Source organism: Bradyrhizobium diversitatis (assembly GCF_016031635.1).
GTDB classification, from domain to species: domain Bacteria; phylum Pseudomonadota; class Alphaproteobacteria; order Rhizobiales; family Xanthobacteraceae; genus Bradyrhizobium; species Bradyrhizobium diversitatis.
The window spans coordinates 14,844-29,819 of sequence record NZ_JACEGD010000057.1 but is presented as its reverse complement, the minus strand read 5'-3'; the positions used below and the strand labels follow the sequence as shown (position 1 = coordinate 29,819).

Sequence of the window (14,976 nt, the reverse complement as noted above, 5' to 3'; positions counted from 1 at the left end):
CGCCCAAGAAGCTGCTTGCGCGCAACCAGCAGCGCTCGAATTTCTTGAGCCCCTATCGACTTCGCGTGCACCGGGCTGAACCATCCCATCCGGATCAACTGGGCAATCCCGCGTGCATCCTTGCGATCAGTCTTCACTGTCATCGCTGACAATGCTGCTTTCACATGCCGTGTTTCCAGCAGAACCGTCTCGAAGCCCGCTTCTTTCAGCCCCGCATGCAGCCATTGCGACAGCGGCCCAGCCTCCAGCCCGATCCGCTTCACTGCAAAGCCAAGCGTTTCAAGGAACTCAACTAAGGTCGGGTTCGCTCGCGACCTTCGCTTCCTTCAGGATCTTACCCTGGGCATCCACGACGCATACGCTCGACAGTTCCAATGACACGTCAATTCCGGCATAATTCTCCACGGCTGTCCTCCGTCTCCAGATGCTTGGGGCCGACTTAAGTCGTGACCCCGTTTCATCATCTATCGGGGGACAGCCACCATCATCACCCCTTGCTCGGAGCCGGGCCCATTACGGCATCTAGCCCGGCTACGAAAGATCGACCCGCGGCGGCGGATAGCGCCGGGCCAGCACCGACAAGGATAGAGGCCGTTCGTCCTCCGGCAGCTCCAGATAGGCCAGCACGAGCGGCCGCTTCCAGTCGCCGATGCCGAAATCCATCGCCGTCCATTTCTGCGGCTCGGGGCCTTCCAGGCCCCGCACCCAGACGAAATAGCGGGGAAGATCGTCGGCATCCGTCCTGCGTGTCCTGGCCATCGAAGCTGCTCACTGCATCCCATCGTATGCGAGAGGATATAGGCAGCGGCCGTGCGAAGTCGAATGCCTCGCGGCGGTACGGGATCTAACTTCTATCGACGCTCGAACAGCAGATGCCGCTTCGCTCCTGGGGCTCCGCGCCGATACGGCAGTTGGGCGCGCAATCTCTCCTCCTCGTCATTGCGAGGAGCTCTTGTGACGAAGCAATCCAGGCTAGCTCCGTGGGTGCATTCCTGGATTGCTTCGCTGCGCTCGCAATGACGATGCGGAGACACGCGGGGCAAGAATGAAGCTGTGGCTGCCGCAGATGGTTCTCGGCCGGAACAAGGTCTGTCCGAACGCTCGCCGCTTCGTGGCTCGAAAATTCTTATTGACCGAAATTCGGAAATAGCGTAGATGCGCTGCACCCCGGCCCAAGGATAGGGGCGTTTCGCGATCGTCACGATACGCGGGCCGGGTGGCGGTGGGCGCGGAGCGCATCGGCGCGCATGCAATCGCAGGGCGGGCCTGGCCCGTGAGCGGTTGCGCGGCGCGCACACGACCGGTGCGATTCGCGTACGGCAAAAGCGTGTGGTCCTGACGCCCGGGGTCTGTGCGTCAAGCCTTGCGGTGATGTGGCGGCCCGACCGGGTCCGCGCATCGGTCGCCCGCAAGACGACGGGGCAATAGTGCATCGCTCCCCGGGGAGAGCGCGCCATAAGCCGTCAAACCACTGCGCAGGGAAGGCCGGGATGTCCAAGCTGCCCTGTATGCCGCTGTGCATCTGTCTTCGCGCAATTTGCGCACAGCGGACCGCGGGTGCCAGCCGGCGCCCGGTCTTCCCTGCGCCCTTTCCAACGAAGGGGCGTCGAGAGAAGCACAAGACTCGGGCGTGATGCGTCGCGAGGCCGTACGGGCGTGTCCTGTTGCCTGAAAATTGAACGGTGCCCGCATCCTGCCAATCACCGCCACAAGTCGCAGATTGCCACGCGGTTGATGTCGGCGAGGCGGCGGTCGGCGTTTCCGTGCGGATCGAGGCTGCCGACCAGCGTCAGCAGGCGTCGGTAAGCGCGATCGGCGACGTCGACCGGCAGCGGGGCCTCGTCAAAGGCCTCGACATAGCTGCCGACGAGGCCGCTCAACAGGCGGCAGAGACCGCGCTGGGCGGGATCGTCCCGGCCGAGCGTCTCGAGCTTTTGCTGGAATGTCCGGAAGGTCCGCAAGCCGTGGTGCTGCTGCGAAAGCCACGCGTGCAGGTCGTTCATGTGAGCTCCTTCGAGTGACGGAAGAAGCTACCGGTTTATACAGGGGGCATGGGAAGATGGCTAGGGAGGGGAAGATTGAGTGTGTTGAGCCAGTCCGTCTTTGCCAAGAGGCTTCGCCGGACACGCTTCGCCCTTCGAGCTTCGCATGGCCGCGCCACGCGTAGCCCGAAGGGCGAAGCGTGGTGCCCCTGGCCGGAATCGAACCAGCACTCCTTGCGGAACTCGATTTTGAGTCGAGCGCGTCTACCAGTTCCGCCACAGGGGCCCTCGGTCGGCCCCAAAGGGGGCGTCGCGAAGCCGGCGGACTATAGCCATGGACAAAGCGGGGTCAACCCGCGCCAAAGTGATCCTGGCCGTTCTCGACAGCCGCATGGGCTGGGGCTAGAGGCTTGAGAGTGCGACCCACCGGAAAGAGGCTGCCGTGACGACCCAGAGTGCTGCCATACCAGCGTTCAAGCAGGCCAGTGCGGGCCCCGCGCTGACCGCCTCGCTGCTGGTCACGCTGATCGCCGCAGTCACGATCGCCGGCGCCTGGTTCTTCCAGCTCGTGCTGGAGATCCTGCCCTGTCCATTGTGCCTGGAGCAGCGCTACGCCTATTACTTCGTGATCCCGCTCGGCGTGCTGACGGCGCTGGCGGCGAGGAGCGGCGCGCCGCGGCCGCTGCTGCTGGCGGGGCTCGCGATCCTGGCGCTGGCGACGCTCGCCAATGCCGGCCTCGGCACCTATCACGCCGGCGTCGAATGGGGTTTCTGGAAGGGGCCGACCGATTGCTCCGGGCCCGTCGTCAATCTCGGCAGCGCCGCTGATCTGCTGTCGAAGCTCGACACCGTGAAGGTGGTGCGCTGCGACGAGGTGCAGTGGCGCTTCCTCGGCCTCTCGCTCGCCGGCTACAACGTGCTGATCTCGCTGCTGATGGCCGCGATCGCCGCGTGGGGATTCGTGCGGACGGCGAAACGCTAAGACCTAATCATCCACGTCGTCCTGCGTGCGTCCGAACAGATGCACGATGCCCGGCGTCGCGATCGTGACGAAGACGAAGCGCGAGAGGTGGTGGGCGCCGACGAAGATCGGGTCGATGTGCAATGTCAGGGCCAGCGCCAGCATCGCATCCATCGCGCCCGGCGCGAAGGCGACGACGACGTCGGAGAATTTCACCTGCGTGGTCAGCGCCACGATCCCGACGAAGATGGTGGAGACGGCGATGGCCACGGCAAACGAGCCCAGTGCCGCGCTGAGGTGGCCGGCGAGCGTCTTGATCCGCATCCGCGCGAAGCGGCTGCCGATCAGTGCGCCGATGCCGACCAGCGCCACGCCGCGGACCCAGTCCGGCAGGCCGCCCTCGACCCATCCGGCGCCGTGCAGCACGCTGGAGGCGATCATCGCGCCGAACATCCAGCTCGCCGGAAACCTGATCAGCCGCAAGACGAGCGCTGCGGCCAGCGAGGCCGCGGCCAGTTCGAGGAGGTCGAGCGGCGAGGCGATCGTCGTCGTCAGCGACGGGGCAGCAGAGGACGCCACGCCCGCAATCGCCAGCACCATCGGCAGCGCGGCGGTCAGGATGATGACGCGCATGGTCTGCACCACCGCGATGCCCGGCAGGTCGGCGCCGCGCTCGACCGCAAGGATGGTGATCTGCGACAGCGCGCCGGGACTGCCGGCCAGGAAAGCCGAGGTGCGGTCCCAGCCATGGATGCGCTGGAGGTAATAGCTCGAGCCGAACGTCGAGCAGAAGGTGGCGAGCGCGAGCAGCCCGATGGTGACGGGATAGGCGCCGACCTGCTGAAGCAAATGGCGCGAGACCACCGAGCCCAGCGAAATGCCCAGCAGCACCAGCACGGTCTGGGTCAGGATCGGCGGCAGCGTCAGGTGGCGGCCGGCGATTGCAGCGATCCCGACCGCGATCATCGAGCCCGAGATCAGCCCGCCGGGAAGGTTCGCGACGAGAAACACCAGACCGCCGGCGGTGCCGATGACGAGCGTCTCCACCGTGCTCAATATGCTGGCACGGCTCGGCCATTCGAACGTCAGGGAGGCGGTGATCTGCTTCACACCACCTTATCGCAAATCGGCGGGAGGCGCACAATTGCAGGCTCGTCATGCCGCAATGCGCGCGCCTCTCGCGGATGCTCGCGGAGGGTCGTGACGGGACTTACTTCTTGTCTGAGGCAGGAGCGGCGGGGGCGGCGGGAGCGACGCTGCCGGCCTTCGCCTCCTTCTTGCATTCACGGCGAAACTTCCTGCGCTCCTTGCCCTTCAATCCCTTGGCGTCCGCCTGCTTGGAGCATTCGAGCGACTCGGCCGAACGCTCCTTCGGTGCCTTCTTGTCGGCGGTGGCAGCGGTATCGGTCTTTGTTTCGCTCTTGGCTGCCGGCGCTGCGGTCTGTGCGAAGGCGGTGCCGGTGGCGAGCAGCGAGGCGAGGGCGACGACGGCGAGGCGAGACGTGAAGGTCATGTGTTGCACTCTGCTTGGAAGAATGACGAAGGGCTGGACGGTCGGCCTGCATTGCTGAACGCGACATGAATGAGCTGAGCGACGGGATCACTATATTTTGGCGGCGATTGCGATCGCATCCTTGTCGCAAGCGGCCGACACGCTAGGATAGCAATGTTCGTTTCACTTCCGTCGGGAAGGCCAAGCAGGAGACCCAGGGATGATCATTCAGACGAGATTGTTGTGTGCGATTGCAGTGTCCGGTGTCGCGGCATTGCTGGCGAGCGCGCCGGCGCAGGCACTGACCGCGCAGGAATGCAGCGCGAAATATCAGGCTGCCAAGAAGGACGGCTCGCTCGGGACCATGAAGTGGAATGACTTCCGCAAGGCCGAGTGCGGTGCCGATGCGAAGCCCGCCGCTGCACCGACCGCAGCTACTCCGGCTGCGCCCGCCGCTCCTGCAGAGCCGAAGCAGGCGGCGAAGGAGGCCGCACCCGCCGCCGCGCCGGCCGGACCGGCGGTGTTTCCGAACGCGGTCGATCCGAAATATGTCAAGGAGACCCCCGGCAAGGCGCGGCTGCACACCTGCGTCGACCAGTACAATGCCAACAAGGCCACCAACGGCAATGGCGGCTTGAAGTGGATCCAGAAGGGCGGCGGCTATTACAGCGAATGCACCAAGAAGCTGAAGGGCGCCGCCTGAGCTTCGAATCGAGACGATGGCCGGAGCAGCGCTCCGGCCATTTCGCCTGGAGCGTTTTCGAGCGAAGTGGACAGCGGTTCGCGTCAAGAAAACGCATCAAGACAAGAAGCTGAAGCGCGTTCCGATTCCATCCGAACGGGAAGGCTCTAGTCGAGCAGCTTCTCGGCCGATCTCGCCACGAGCTGCGATCGCTTCCGCGCGCCGCTCTCGACGAACAACAAGCTCTGGCCGAAGATGAAGCAGTAGAACAGGAAGGCCTGCGCCTCGGCCGCCTCGGCCGCTAGGCCGGTCGTACGATAGAGTTCGCTGACGTGCTTGAGCCGTGCCGCGTCGACGCTCGCCACCGCCCCAGCGGCGTTCTCGTCCGAGCGGGCCCATTGCCGGATCGCGAGCTCGATCGCCATGCCCTCCGGATTGAGGCGCTCGGAATAGAGCTGGATCAGAGCCTTCAGGCGCTCGCGGGGTTCTTGCCCGTCGAGACTGGTCTGCTGCGCGATTGCGGCGATGCGTCCCTCGCGCCAGCCTTCCAGCATGGCATCGAGCAGCGCGGCGCGGTCGGCAAAGCGGCGGTAGAAGCCGCCCTTGGTGACGCCGAGATTCTTGGCGAGCACCTCGACCCGGACGCCCTCGACCCCCGCGCGGGCGAGCTCGGCAAAGCCTGCCTCGACCCAGACATCTCCCTTGCCGTCACTCATGAAGGAAACCCCACCGGCCGTTGATACGGTACCGTATTGCTAACGCGACACGGGTTTGATACGCTACCGTATCAACGATCAAAGACGACATTGCGGGAGGAAGTGCGATGGAGCAGGAGGCGACCTATCGCGGCACGGTCTATCCGTGGCAATGCGATCACGTCGGCCACATGAACATCATGTGGTATGTCGGCAAGTTCGACGAGGCCAACTGGAATCTGTTCGCCCGCCTGGGCCTGACGCCGAGCTATCTGCGCAGCTCCGGCCGCGGCATGGCCGCCGTGCAGCAGAACATCGCCTACCGGCGCGAGCTGCTCGCCGGCGACATCGTCGAGATCCGCAGCCATCTGCTTGAGCTTCACGACAAGTCGATCCGCTTCCGGCATGACATGACGAATGCCGAGACCGGCGAACTCGCAGCGACGTGCGAGATCACCGGCGTCCACATGGACCGCCAATTGCGGAAGTCCGCACCCTTCGCCGATGCCATCCGGGAGATCGCGGTGAAGCACCTTTCCGAGCCGGCGGAGGCATGAGCGATGGCCACATTCGAGCCGAGAAACCCTGGGTACCGCACGGCCACGACCGCGATGTTCGCCGCCCAGCCGGCGATGCGCACGCTGGGCATATCGATCGTCTCTCTCGCGCCGGGCCAGATCGAACTGGCGATGCCGTATGCGTCCGCCTTTACGCAGCAGAACGGCTTCGTGCACGCCGGTATCATCACGGCAGGCCTGGACAATGCCTGCGGCGTCGCCGCCTTCACCCTGATGCCGCGCGAAGCCGACATCCTCACCGTCGAGTTCAAGACCACGCTGCTTGCGCCGGCCCGGGGCGAGCGCTTCGTCTTCCGGGCCGAAGTCGTCAAGCCCGGCCGCACGCTGACCTTCTGCGAGGCCAAGGCGTTTGCCGAGCATGACGGCAAGACCACGCTGATCGCGACCATGACCGGGACCTTGATGGCGATGCTGCCCCGCATTGCGGCCTCGGACATGCCGCACACGTCCGCGCATGGCGGCGATTGACAAGCATGCCGGCGCATCCCTTGATGCGACGGTCATGCTTGCAAGTCTCGGCCTCATCCTGCTCTGCCAATTAATCGGCGAAGCCGTCGTGCGCGGTCTCGGCCTGCCGTTGCCGGGACCCGTGCTCGGTCTGCTGCTGCTTCTGATCCTGCTGCTCGCCCGCGACCGCTTTGCGCTGCTCGCGCGCGGGCCGCTGCGCAATGACAGTATCGAGACGGCGAGCAAGGGCCTGCTGGCCCATCTCTCGTTGCTATTCGTGCCGGCCGGTGTTGGCGTCGTGCAGGAGCTCGATCTGCTCGCGTCTCACGGCATTGCCATCATCCTCGTGCTCGCGCTGTCCGTGGTCGTCACGCTGCTCGCGACCGTGCTGACCTTTCGCCTCGTCAGCCGCTTGCTGAAGCAACAGGACGCGCGATGAAGGACAATCCGTTTTCGCTGTGGGTCTATCTCTCGCAATCGCCGCTGCTCTGGCTGACCGTGACGCTGCTGGTCTATGCCGCCACGGACGCGGTCTCGCTGGCGACCCGGCGTCATCCGCTGGCCAATCCCGTGCTGCACGCGATGTGGATCATCGGCGCGTTCCTGCTGTTGACCGGCACCTCCTACACGACCTACTTCGCCGGCGCGCAATTCGTGCACTTCTTGTTGGGGCCGGCGACCGTCGCGCTCGCGGTGCCGCTCTACGAGAACCGCAGGCGCGTCGTCTCATCGATCGTTCCGATGCTGGTGGCGCTGGTCGCTGGCTCGGTCACCGCGGTGGTGTCGGTCGTGTTGCTGGCCGAACTTGCCGGCCTGCCGCGCGACGTGGTGCTGTCGCTGGCGCCGAAATCAGTCACCGCCGGCGTCGCCATGGGTATCGCCGAATCCCTGCATGCCGATCCTTCGCTCGCGGCGGTCGCGGTCATCCTCACCGGCATCATGGGCGCCATCATCGTGACGCCGCTGATGAACCGCACCGGCGTCACCGACTACCGGGCTCGCGGCTTTGCCGCCGGCCTTGCCGCGCACGGCATCGGCACCGCGCGCGCGTTCCAGGTCGACGAGATTGCCGGTGTCTTTTCCGGCATCGCCATGAGCCTGAACGCCTTGGTGACCTCGTTCCTGGTCCCTCTGGCGGTGACACTGCTGGTGCGATGACATCGCTGCGGCGACGCTCTATATGTCTGTAACATTTCCTGGTCCCGAGCCGTATTTGCGGTGATGGGGCCGAAACGGGACAAGATATGACCGAATTTGGGAACAAGGGCCGTCTGATGGCGACCCGGCGTGCGGCGCTGACGTTGATCGGAGCGGGTGCCGTCGCAGCGAGCGGGATCAACCTTGCGCGCGCGGCGACCGGTGAGGACGAGGTGCTGACCGAAGCCAAGGTGCTGCGCGATCCCGACACGCCCGTCGCGGGCAATCCCGGCGGCAACATCACGATCGTCGAATGGTCCGACTACAATTGTCCCTATTGCCGCAAGCTCGAGCCCGAGCTGCGCCAGGTCGTCCAGGACGATGGCAAGGTGCGGCTGGTGATGAAGGACTGGCCGATCCTCGGGCCGGTGTCGGTCACGGCGGCGCGGACTGCGCTGGCGGCAAAATTCCAGGACAAGTACCATCAGGCCCACGACGCCATGATGGGCGTCAGCTCGCGCCTGACCGAGCCGCGCATCAACGAGCTGCTCGCGGCCGCCGGCGTCGACATGGACCGGTTGAAGCGCGATCTTACCGGCCGCGCCAAGGACATCGACGCCATCCTCAAGCGCAACAACGAGCAGGCTGAAGCTTTCGGTTTCAGTGGTACGCCGTCATTCATCGTCGGCAAGTACCGTGTGCCCGGCGTGCTCAGCATGGCCGAGTTCGAGCAGGTCATCGCCGACGCCCGCAAGGCCAAGATGAACTGAGCCGCATCTTTTTTGATCGTGGCCAACGCAAAGGCGCCGCCGCGGAGTTCGCGACGGCGCCTCATTCATGTCGGGCGATATTACTTCGACGAGATCCGGACCCAGTCCTTGTGCGCGCGGTCGCGCAGTGCGTCCCAATCGGCCTTGGCGACATCCCAGTTCACGATGGTGCGATTGGTGGTCGCGACCTCGCCATTGGCGACCGACGACGTCTGCATGGAATCATAGACGTAGACGCCGCCCGCAAGCAGCAATGCGCCCAGGATCATTCCGAAAAAAGTCTGCATGGCGAACCTCCGGTGACGGGCGATAACGTCGGCCCGGAGTGATGGTTCCCCGGCCATGCGGCGCATCTAAGGAGAGATCGTTCATCCTCCATTCAGCCACTGCAGCAATTCCGCATTGATCTCGCGCGGATAGGTGTGGCTGAGGTCGTCGATCTCGCGATAGGTGACATTGGCGCCGGCGGTGGAGAGCGCCGCCTGCGTCTGCCGTGCGGTCTGCACCGGAAACATCCAGTCGAGCTTGCCGTGAGTGATGAAGACCGGCAGGCCTTGCAAGCGCGTCGCGTCGGCCATTTCCGCCATCAGCGGATGGAAGGTCGCCGCAACAGGGGCGAGATGAGTGAACGGCGAGGCGCCGTCGAGACCGCTGACGTAGCAGAAGGTGCCGCCGTCGCTCATGCCGGTCAGAAGCATGCGCGAGGCGTCGATGCTCCAGCGGCCGCGCACCGTCTCAAGGATGCGCATGAGGTTCGGCGTGTCGGCATCGTCGCCCATCAGAGCCCAGGTCGGGCCGGTCGCGGTCGGCGCCACCAGGACCGCGCCGAGACTGCGCGCGTCGCGCAGCCAGCTCCACAGAAAGCCGCGCCCGTTGCCGCTGCCGCCATGCAGCGCCATCACCAGCGGCATTGGCCGGCCGGGCACGTAGTATTCGGGCACATAGGCTGAGAAGCCGCCACGGCTGCCGGGCTCATTGTGATCGTGGAAGATGCCGGTGTGCTCGCCCGCGCCGGCTTCCAGTCGCGACAGCAGATCGTGATTCTCGCGATTGGCGGCGTTGAGAAAGAAGCTGCTCACGGGCGGGAACTGCACCGCCAGCGGATACAGCGCCTCCTGCGCGCGGGGGACATGGCGCAGGGCCCGGAAGATCGCGACGAGATCGCCATTGCCACGCTCGACCTCGCGGATCCCGGCAAAGGCGGCGAGGGCCTCGTCGCAGGCGCGATCGAGTCGTTCATGCAAGCCGGCGAATTGTTCAGGCCAGTCGCCGATCGCCGCTCGTGCCGTCTGCAGCGTCGCGTCCGGTGTACCGATTGCGTTCATCACCGAGGCGAAGGCCGGCGGGTTCAAATGCCGCTGGAAGAAGCCGAGTGCTTCCAGCGCATTGAGCAGCGGTGGCAGCACGGCAACGATGTCGTCGACCACGGCCTCGGTCATCGCCCGCTTCCTCAAGCCTTGGGATCAGTTCCTGGGATCAGTCCTTGGGGTTAGTGCAGCTTCGGCGCCTTCAACAGCTTGAAGCGATCGGTCGACGTCACGGTGACGTCGAAGGTGACGCCTTCATGATGCACGGTGAGCGGCACGTCGACGCCGGCAGCGCCGAGCGTCCACATCTTCCTGTAGAACGCGCTCTGGCTCGTGACCTTCTCGCCGTCCACGGCGAGGATGACATCGCCGGTCTTGAGCTCGGCCCGGGCGGCCGGGCCGTTGGTGGAGATCCCGATCACCACCACGCGGTTGTCGATCTCGGTCGAGAAGAGCCCAAGCCAGGGCCGCGCCGGCCTGTTGACCCGGCCGAATTTGCGCAAGTCCTCGAGGATCGGCTTCAAGAGGTCGATCGGCACGATCATATTGACGTGCTCGGCCTTGCCGTCACGTTCCCGGTCGAGCTGGAGCGAGCCGATGCCGATTAACTCGCCACGTTCGTTGAGAAGGGCCGTGCCGCCCCAGTTCGGATGTGCGGGACAGGTGAAGATGGCCTCATCCAGCAGATACTCCCAGTAGCCGGCGAATTCCTGCTTGGCCACGATTTGGCTTGCGACCGAGCGCGTGCGCCCGCCGGCGCCGCCGACCACGACGCGATCGCCGATCCGGGTTGCCGCCGACGAGCCGAGCGGGAGCGGCGCGACGTCGAGCTGGCCGAGTGCCTGCACCAGCCCGAACCCGGTCTCGGAATCGAAGCCGAGCGCATGACCCTCCACCACGCGTCCGTCGGCGCGGTGCAGCCAGACTGTCTCTGCCTCAGTGATGAGATAACCTATCGTGAGCACCAGCCCGTCGTCGATCACGACGCCGTTGCCGGCGCGTTCGGTGCCCAGCGTCTCGGCGCTGAAGGCGTCCGGCGGGACGATGGCGTGCAGGCCGACGATGGATGCGAGCGCGCGGTCGAGATCGAAGCCGTAGTCGCTCGCCCGCGGCTGGTTCGCCGGCGGCACTCTCCATTCGGTCAGAGCGGGCATGGAGTTCTCCTGGCTGAGAGCATCGCTCCGGTATGGCTAGCGGAACGACGAGCAAGCATAATTTAGGCCGGGGCAGGCCGTCTTGAAAGCCTCGTCGCCAACTATTCCGGAGAACGCCGCGTGAAATCTTCGAAAGGCGCGAAGATACCTCGTGGATCGGACGTCCGTGCGAACCGGCACCGGCCGCATGGCTGCTGTCCGGCGGAATGCTAGGCGCCGCATAGCGAAGCTGCTAACCATCGCCGCTTCGTTTGACCTTGGGATCACGGACGACAAGCATGGACAATCGCAGCGACATCTGGCGTGGCATCGATACGATCAAGGCACGTTTCATCGACCTCAGCGACAGGGTCTGGGGCATGCCCGAGGTCTGCTACACCGAGGCGCGGTCCGCCGCCGAGCATCTCGCCGAGCTGCGCCATCAGGGATTCCGGATCACCGAGAACGTCGCCGGCATCCCGACTGCGGTGATGGGCGAGTGGGGCGAGGGTGGTCCGGTCATCGCCTTCATGGGTGAATACGACGCGCTGCCGGGCCTCAGCCAGGAGGCGGGTGTCGCCGAGCATCGCCCGGTCGAGACCGGCGGCCATGGCCATGGTTGCGGTCACAATCTGCTCGGTTCCGCCGCGCTGCTCGCCGCGACCGCGGTGAAGGACTGGCTGGCCGAGAACAAGGTGCCGGGCCGCGTGCGCTATTACGGCTGCCCTGCGGAAGAAGGCGGCGCGGCAAAGGCCTTCATGGTGCGCTCCGGCGCGTTCGAAGACGCCGACATCGCCATCACCTGGCATCCGCACAGCTTCTGGGAAGTCGCGGTGACGCCGTCGCTCGCCAATACGCGCGCGGATTTCATCTTCACCGGCCGTACCTCGCATGCGGCCGCCTCGCCGCATCTCGGCCGCTCGGCGCTCGACGCGGTGGAATTGACGAATGTCGGCGTGAACTACATGCGCGAGCACATGCCGAGCGATGCCCGCGTGCACTATGCTTTGCTCGACACCGGCGGCATCGCGCCGAACGTGGTGCAGGCGCATGCGCGCGTGCGCTATTCGATTCGCGCCCGTGACCTTCCCGGCATGAACGAGCTGGTCGAGCGCGTCTCCAAGATCGCGCAGGGCGCCGCGTTGATGACCGAGACCAAGGTCGAGATGAAGATCATCTCGGCGGTCTCCAACATCCTGCCGAACGCGCCGCTGGAACAGGCACTGCACCAGGTGATGGAAGAACTCGGACCGCCGCATTTCGACGACGCGGACAAGAGCTTTGCCAGCCAGATCCGTGCGACGCTGAGCGACAAGGACATCTCGTCGGTCTATTATGCGATCGGCATGGAGCCGACCGACCGGCCGCTGGCCGACTTCCTGGTGCCGCTCGATGCCAAGCGCAACCCGCTGGTCGGTTCGACCGATGTCGGCGACGTGAGCTGGGTGGTGCCGACCGTGCAGGTTCACGCACCCACGGTTGCGATCGGCACGCCCTTCCACACCTGGCAGGTGGTCGCGCAGGGCAAGAGCTCACATGCCCACAAGGCCATGGTGCAGGCGGCCAAGGCGATGGCTGGTCTCGGGATCAAGGCACTGACGGAACCGGAGCTGATCAAGGCCGCCAAGGCGGACCTTCAAAAGCGGACGGCCAAGACACCTTATATCTGTCCGCTGCCGGATCACGTCGCGCCGCCGCTCGACATGTCCGTCGGGTAATTTCACCTCGATACTTCGTCGGATGCGGCGAACAAATTTTCCGCAGTGCAGCGCGCAATCCAGCACGTTTTTATGCTGGATTGCCGAACGGATGGGCTGCGGAACGCGATTTTGCCCAACGGACAGCCAGAAGACCGTTTGCATACACACGGTCCCAGTTGACGTGCACCCCATTCGGTGTGCCATCTACCGCCAGCCAAACCCGGCGGTCGCCTCTTGCGGCCGCCTGCATCCATGTCGGAACCAGACGGGGGACAACCATGCTGGATAAAGAACTGCGTTCGATGATCGGCCAGGTGAAGGACGGGCGGATGGATCGCCGCGCCTTCATCCAGTGCATGGCCGCCGTTGGCCTGACCGCACCGCTGGCCAACCAGATCCTCGCGCTCGGCGGTGTCGCCATGGCCCAGGGCGCATCCACCTACAAGCCGACCAAACGCGGCGGCGGCGGTGCGCTGAAGCTGTTGTGGTGGCAGGGCCCGACCTTGCTCAATCCGCATTTCGCCACCGGCACCAAGGACCAGGACGGCTCGCGCCTGTTCTACGAACCGCTCGCCTGCTGGGATCCCGACGGCAACATGAAGCTGGTGCTGGCGACCGAAATTCCCTCGGTCCAGAACGGCCAGCTCGCCGCCGACGGCAAGTCGGTGACGTGGAAGCTGAAGCCTGGCGTGAAGTGGCATGACGGCAAGCCGTTCTCGGCCGACGATGTCGTATTCACGTGGCAGTACATCAAGGATCCGGCCACTGCGGCCGTGACCATCGCAACCTATCGCGACCTCACTGTCGAGAAGATCGACGATCTCACGGTCAAGATTACCTTCCCGAAGCCGACGCCATTTTGGGCCGACGCCTTCGTCGGTGCGACCGGGCAAATCCTGCCGAAGCATCTCTTTGCCGATTTCATCGGCTCCAAATCGCGCGAGGCTCCGACCAACCTCGCGCCTGTGGGGACCGGGCCCTACAAGTTCGTCGAGTTCAAGCCGGGCGATCTCATCCGCGGCGTGATCAATCCCGACTATCACATGGCCAACCGGCCCTATTTCGATACGCTCGAGATGAAGGGCGGCGGTGACGCCGTCTCGGCGGCACGCGCCGTGATCCAGACCGGCGAGTATGATTTCGGCTGGAATATCCAAGTCGAGGACGACGTGCTGCTGCGTCTGGAAAAGGGCGGCAAGGGCAAGACCGTCTATGCCGTCGGCGGCGATACCGAGTTCATCGCGCTCAATTTCACCGATCCGAACGTCGAGGTCGACGGCGAACGTTCGTCGATGAAGACCAAGCATCCGCTGTTCTCGGATCCCGTCGTGCGCAAGGCGCTGTCGCTGCTGGTCGATCGCGAGTCCGTCAAGAAGGCGATCTACGGCCGCGCCGGCCGCACCACCGCGAACTTCCTCAACGGCCCTGAAAAGTTCGTCTCCAAGAACACGAGCTGGGAATTCAACATCGAGAAAGCCGCCAAGATGCTCGACGACGCCGGCTGGAAGCCCGGTGCCGACGGCATCCGCGAGAAGGACGGCAAGAAGCTGAAGATCCTGTACCAGACCTCCATCAATGGTCCGCGCCAGAAGACCCAGGCCATCGTCAAGCAGGCCTGCCAGAAGGCCGGCATCGAGGTCGAGCTGAAGTCGGTGGTAGCTTCGGTGTTTTTCTCGTCCGACGTCGCCAACCCCGACACCTATCCAAAGTTCTACGCCGACATCGAGATGTTCCAGATCCCGCTCAGCCAACCGGATCCGTCGCAGCACATGCGCCGCTACCTGTCCACCAGCGTCGCGACCAAGGAGAACAAGTGGCAGGGCACGAACTTCCCGCGCTGGGTCAACAAGGACTATGACGCGGTGATCAACGCTGCCGATATGGAGATGGATCCGGTCAAGCGCGCGGCGCTCTATATCAAGGCTAACGATCTGATGTGGCAGGACACGGTGTTCATCCCCGTGATGCATCGTCTCAAGGTGGAGGCGGCCGCGAATAACCTGCGTCCGGTGATCTCGGGTTGGGCCAACGAGACCGACAACCTGTTCGACTGGTACCGCGAGGAATGATCCCCCAGCTCTAGACGGGGCCT

The 14,976-nt window shown here is 64.8% G+C and carries 17 protein-coding genes, 1 tRNA gene and 1 pseudogene; 9 read left to right on the top strand and 10 right to left on the bottom strand.

All coding sequences use genetic code 11. The annotated features are described in order from the left end of the window. From H1B27_RS36845 to H1B27_RS36830, 4 genes and pseudogenes are all read right to left on the bottom strand, one after another. A pseudogene (locus H1B27_RS36845) lies at nt 1–405 on the bottom strand (IS110 family transposase); the annotation flags it as partial. 126 nt (nt 406–531) lie between these two features. Beyond that, the gene (locus H1B27_RS36840) at nt 532–759 is read right to left on the bottom strand and encodes a hypothetical protein (RefSeq protein WP_197969414.1); all 228 of its coding nucleotides are present in this window, start codon (nt 757–759) and stop codon (nt 532–534) included. A 941-nt stretch (nt 760–1,700) separates the two neighbouring features. Continuing rightward, nucleotides 1,701–2,003, bottom strand: coding sequence for a hypothetical protein (locus H1B27_RS36835; RefSeq protein WP_197969413.1), 303 nt, complete (start codon nt 2,001–2,003; stop codon nt 1,701–1,703). A 180-nt stretch (nt 2,004–2,183) separates the two neighbouring features. Next, nucleotides 2,184–2,268, bottom strand: a tRNA-Leu gene (locus H1B27_RS36830). 156 nt (nt 2,269–2,424) lie between these two features. Between H1B27_RS36830 and H1B27_RS36825 the strand changes: the two genes are divergently transcribed. Next, nucleotides 2,425–2,964, top strand: a complete 540-nt coding sequence (locus tag H1B27_RS36825) for a disulfide bond formation protein B (protein WP_197969412.1) — start codon at nt 2,425–2,427, stop codon at nt 2,962–2,964. Between the two features lie 3 nt (nt 2,965–2,967). Here H1B27_RS36825 and H1B27_RS36820 read toward each other — a convergent pair whose 3' ends face one another. Continuing rightward, a complete protein-coding gene (locus tag H1B27_RS36820; protein ID WP_197969411.1) occupies nt 2,968–4,053 on the bottom strand; it encodes an AbrB family protein in 1,086 nt (361 codons plus the stop codon). A 100-nt stretch (nt 4,054–4,153) separates the two neighbouring features. Next, the gene (locus H1B27_RS36815; protein ID WP_197969410.1) at nt 4,154–4,456 is read right to left on the bottom strand and encodes a PsiF family protein; all 303 of its coding nucleotides are present in this window, start codon (nt 4,454–4,456) and stop codon (nt 4,154–4,156) included. A gap of 199 nt (nt 4,457–4,655) precedes the next feature. Here H1B27_RS36815 and H1B27_RS36810 point away from each other — a divergent pair, with 199 nt between their 5' ends. Next, entirely contained in the window at nt 4,656–5,138 is a 483-nt protein-coding gene (locus tag H1B27_RS36810; protein WP_061880658.1) for a hypothetical protein, read from the top strand. Nucleotides 5,139–5,284: 146 nt separating this feature from the next. On the opposite strand, the gene H1B27_RS36805 is transcribed toward H1B27_RS36810, so the two are convergent. Then, nucleotides 5,285–5,833 carry a TetR/AcrR family transcriptional regulator gene (locus tag H1B27_RS36805; protein ID WP_061880659.1) on the bottom strand — a complete coding sequence of 183 codons (549 nt, stop codon included), beginning with the start codon at nt 5,831–5,833 and terminating at the stop codon, nt 5,285–5,287. Nucleotides 5,834–5,940: 107 nt separating this feature from the next. Here H1B27_RS36805 and H1B27_RS36800 point away from each other — a divergent pair, with 107 nt between their 5' ends. From H1B27_RS36800 to H1B27_RS36780, 5 genes are all read left to right on the top strand, one after another. After that, a complete protein-coding gene (locus H1B27_RS36800) occupies nt 5,941–6,369 on the top strand; it encodes an acyl-CoA thioesterase (RefSeq protein WP_061880660.1) in 429 nt (142 codons plus the stop codon). A 3-nt stretch (nt 6,370–6,372) separates the two neighbouring features. Then, nucleotides 6,373–6,858 carry a PaaI family thioesterase gene (locus H1B27_RS36795; protein WP_061880661.1) on the top strand — a complete coding sequence of 162 codons (486 nt, stop codon included), beginning with the start codon at nt 6,373–6,375 and terminating at the stop codon, nt 6,856–6,858. A 34-nt stretch (nt 6,859–6,892) separates the two neighbouring features. Next, complete coding sequence (locus H1B27_RS36790) at nt 6,893–7,276, top strand: CidA/LrgA family protein (RefSeq protein ID WP_061880685.1); 384 nt, start codon at nt 6,893–6,895, stop codon at nt 7,274–7,276. Beyond that, nucleotides 7,273–7,995, top strand: a complete 723-nt coding sequence (locus H1B27_RS36785; protein ID WP_028178485.1) for an LrgB family protein — start codon at nt 7,273–7,275, stop codon at nt 7,993–7,995. Before H1B27_RS36790 ends, H1B27_RS36785 begins: the two co-directional genes overlap by 4 nt. An 86-nt stretch (nt 7,996–8,081) precedes the next feature. After that, on the top strand, nt 8,082–8,744 hold the full coding sequence (locus H1B27_RS36780; RefSeq protein ID WP_061880662.1) for a DsbA family protein: 663 nt from the start codon (nt 8,082–8,084) through the stop codon (nt 8,742–8,744). An 80-nt stretch (nt 8,745–8,824) separates the two neighbouring features. Here the strand turns inward: H1B27_RS36780 and H1B27_RS36775 are convergent, their stop codons facing one another. The 3 genes from H1B27_RS36775 to H1B27_RS36765 all read right to left on the bottom strand — a co-directional run bounded on the left by H1B27_RS36775 (nt 8,825) and on the right by H1B27_RS36765 (nt 11,205). Further along, nucleotides 8,825–9,031, bottom strand: coding sequence for a hypothetical protein (locus H1B27_RS36775; protein WP_018316294.1), 207 nt, complete (start codon nt 9,029–9,031; stop codon nt 8,825–8,827). Between the two features lie 81 nt (nt 9,032–9,112). Next, complete coding sequence (locus H1B27_RS36770; protein ID WP_061880663.1) at nt 9,113–10,183, bottom strand: carboxylesterase family protein; 1,071 nt, start codon at nt 10,181–10,183, stop codon at nt 9,113–9,115. 50 nt (nt 10,184–10,233) lie between these two features. After that, nucleotides 10,234–11,205, bottom strand: a complete 972-nt coding sequence (locus H1B27_RS36765) for a S1C family serine protease (RefSeq protein ID WP_061880664.1) — start codon at nt 11,203–11,205, stop codon at nt 10,234–10,236. 278 nt (nt 11,206–11,483) lie between these two features. On the opposite strand from H1B27_RS36765, the gene H1B27_RS36760 reads away from it, so the two are divergent. Both H1B27_RS36760 and H1B27_RS36755 read left to right on the top strand, forming a co-directional pair. Beyond that, nucleotides 11,484–12,902, top strand: a complete 1,419-nt coding sequence (locus H1B27_RS36760) for a M20 family metallopeptidase (RefSeq protein WP_197969409.1) — start codon at nt 11,484–11,486, stop codon at nt 12,900–12,902. A gap of 260 nt (nt 12,903–13,162) precedes the next feature. After that, the gene (locus H1B27_RS36755) at nt 13,163–14,953 is read left to right on the top strand and encodes a peptide ABC transporter substrate-binding protein (protein WP_197969408.1); all 1,791 of its coding nucleotides are present in this window, start codon (nt 13,163–13,165) and stop codon (nt 14,951–14,953) included. Nucleotides 14,954–14,976: the final 23 nt, after the last annotated feature.

Bases quoted from the DNA above. Each gene is read 5' to 3' on its own strand.
- H1B27_RS36800 (WP_061880660.1), top strand. From the start codon at position 5,941: ATGGAGCAGGAGGCGACCTATCGCGGCACGGTCTATCCGTGGCAATGC.
- H1B27_RS36770 (WP_061880663.1), bottom strand. From the start codon at position 10,183: ATGACCGAGGCCGTGGTCGACGACATCGTTGCCGTGCTGCCACCGCTG.
- H1B27_RS36785 (WP_028178485.1), top strand. From the start codon at position 7,273: ATGAAGGACAATCCGTTTTCGCTGTGGGTCTATCTCTCGCAATCGCCG.
- H1B27_RS36790 (WP_061880685.1), top strand. From the start codon at position 6,893: ATGCTTGCAAGTCTCGGCCTCATCCTGCTCTGCCAATTAATCGGCGAA.
- H1B27_RS36840 (WP_197969414.1), bottom strand. From the start codon at position 759: ATGGCCAGGACACGCAGGACGGATGCCGACGATCTTCCCCGCTATTTC.
- H1B27_RS36775 (WP_018316294.1), bottom strand. From the start codon at position 9,031: ATGCAGACTTTTTTCGGAATGATCCTGGGCGCATTGCTGCTTGCGGGC.
- H1B27_RS36815 (WP_197969410.1), bottom strand. From the start codon at position 4,456: ATGACCTTCACGTCTCGCCTCGCCGTCGTCGCCCTCGCCTCGCTGCTC.
- H1B27_RS36755 (WP_197969408.1), top strand. From the start codon at position 13,163: ATGCTGGATAAAGAACTGCGTTCGATGATCGGCCAGGTGAAGGACGGG.
- H1B27_RS36765 (WP_061880664.1), bottom strand. From the start codon at position 11,205: ATGCCCGCTCTGACCGAATGGAGAGTGCCGCCGGCGAACCAGCCGCGG.
- H1B27_RS36795 (WP_061880661.1), top strand. From the start codon at position 6,373: ATGGCCACATTCGAGCCGAGAAACCCTGGGTACCGCACGGCCACGACC.
- H1B27_RS36835 (WP_197969413.1), bottom strand. From the start codon at position 2,003: ATGAACGACCTGCACGCGTGGCTTTCGCAGCAGCACCACGGCTTGCGG.
- H1B27_RS36805 (WP_061880659.1), bottom strand. From the start codon at position 5,833: ATGAGTGACGGCAAGGGAGATGTCTGGGTCGAGGCAGGCTTTGCCGAG.
- H1B27_RS36760 (WP_197969409.1), top strand. From the start codon at position 11,484: ATGGACAATCGCAGCGACATCTGGCGTGGCATCGATACGATCAAGGCA.
- H1B27_RS36810 (WP_061880658.1), top strand. From the start codon at position 4,656: ATGATCATTCAGACGAGATTGTTGTGTGCGATTGCAGTGTCCGGTGTC.
- H1B27_RS36780 (WP_061880662.1), top strand. From the start codon at position 8,082: ATGACCGAATTTGGGAACAAGGGCCGTCTGATGGCGACCCGGCGTGCG.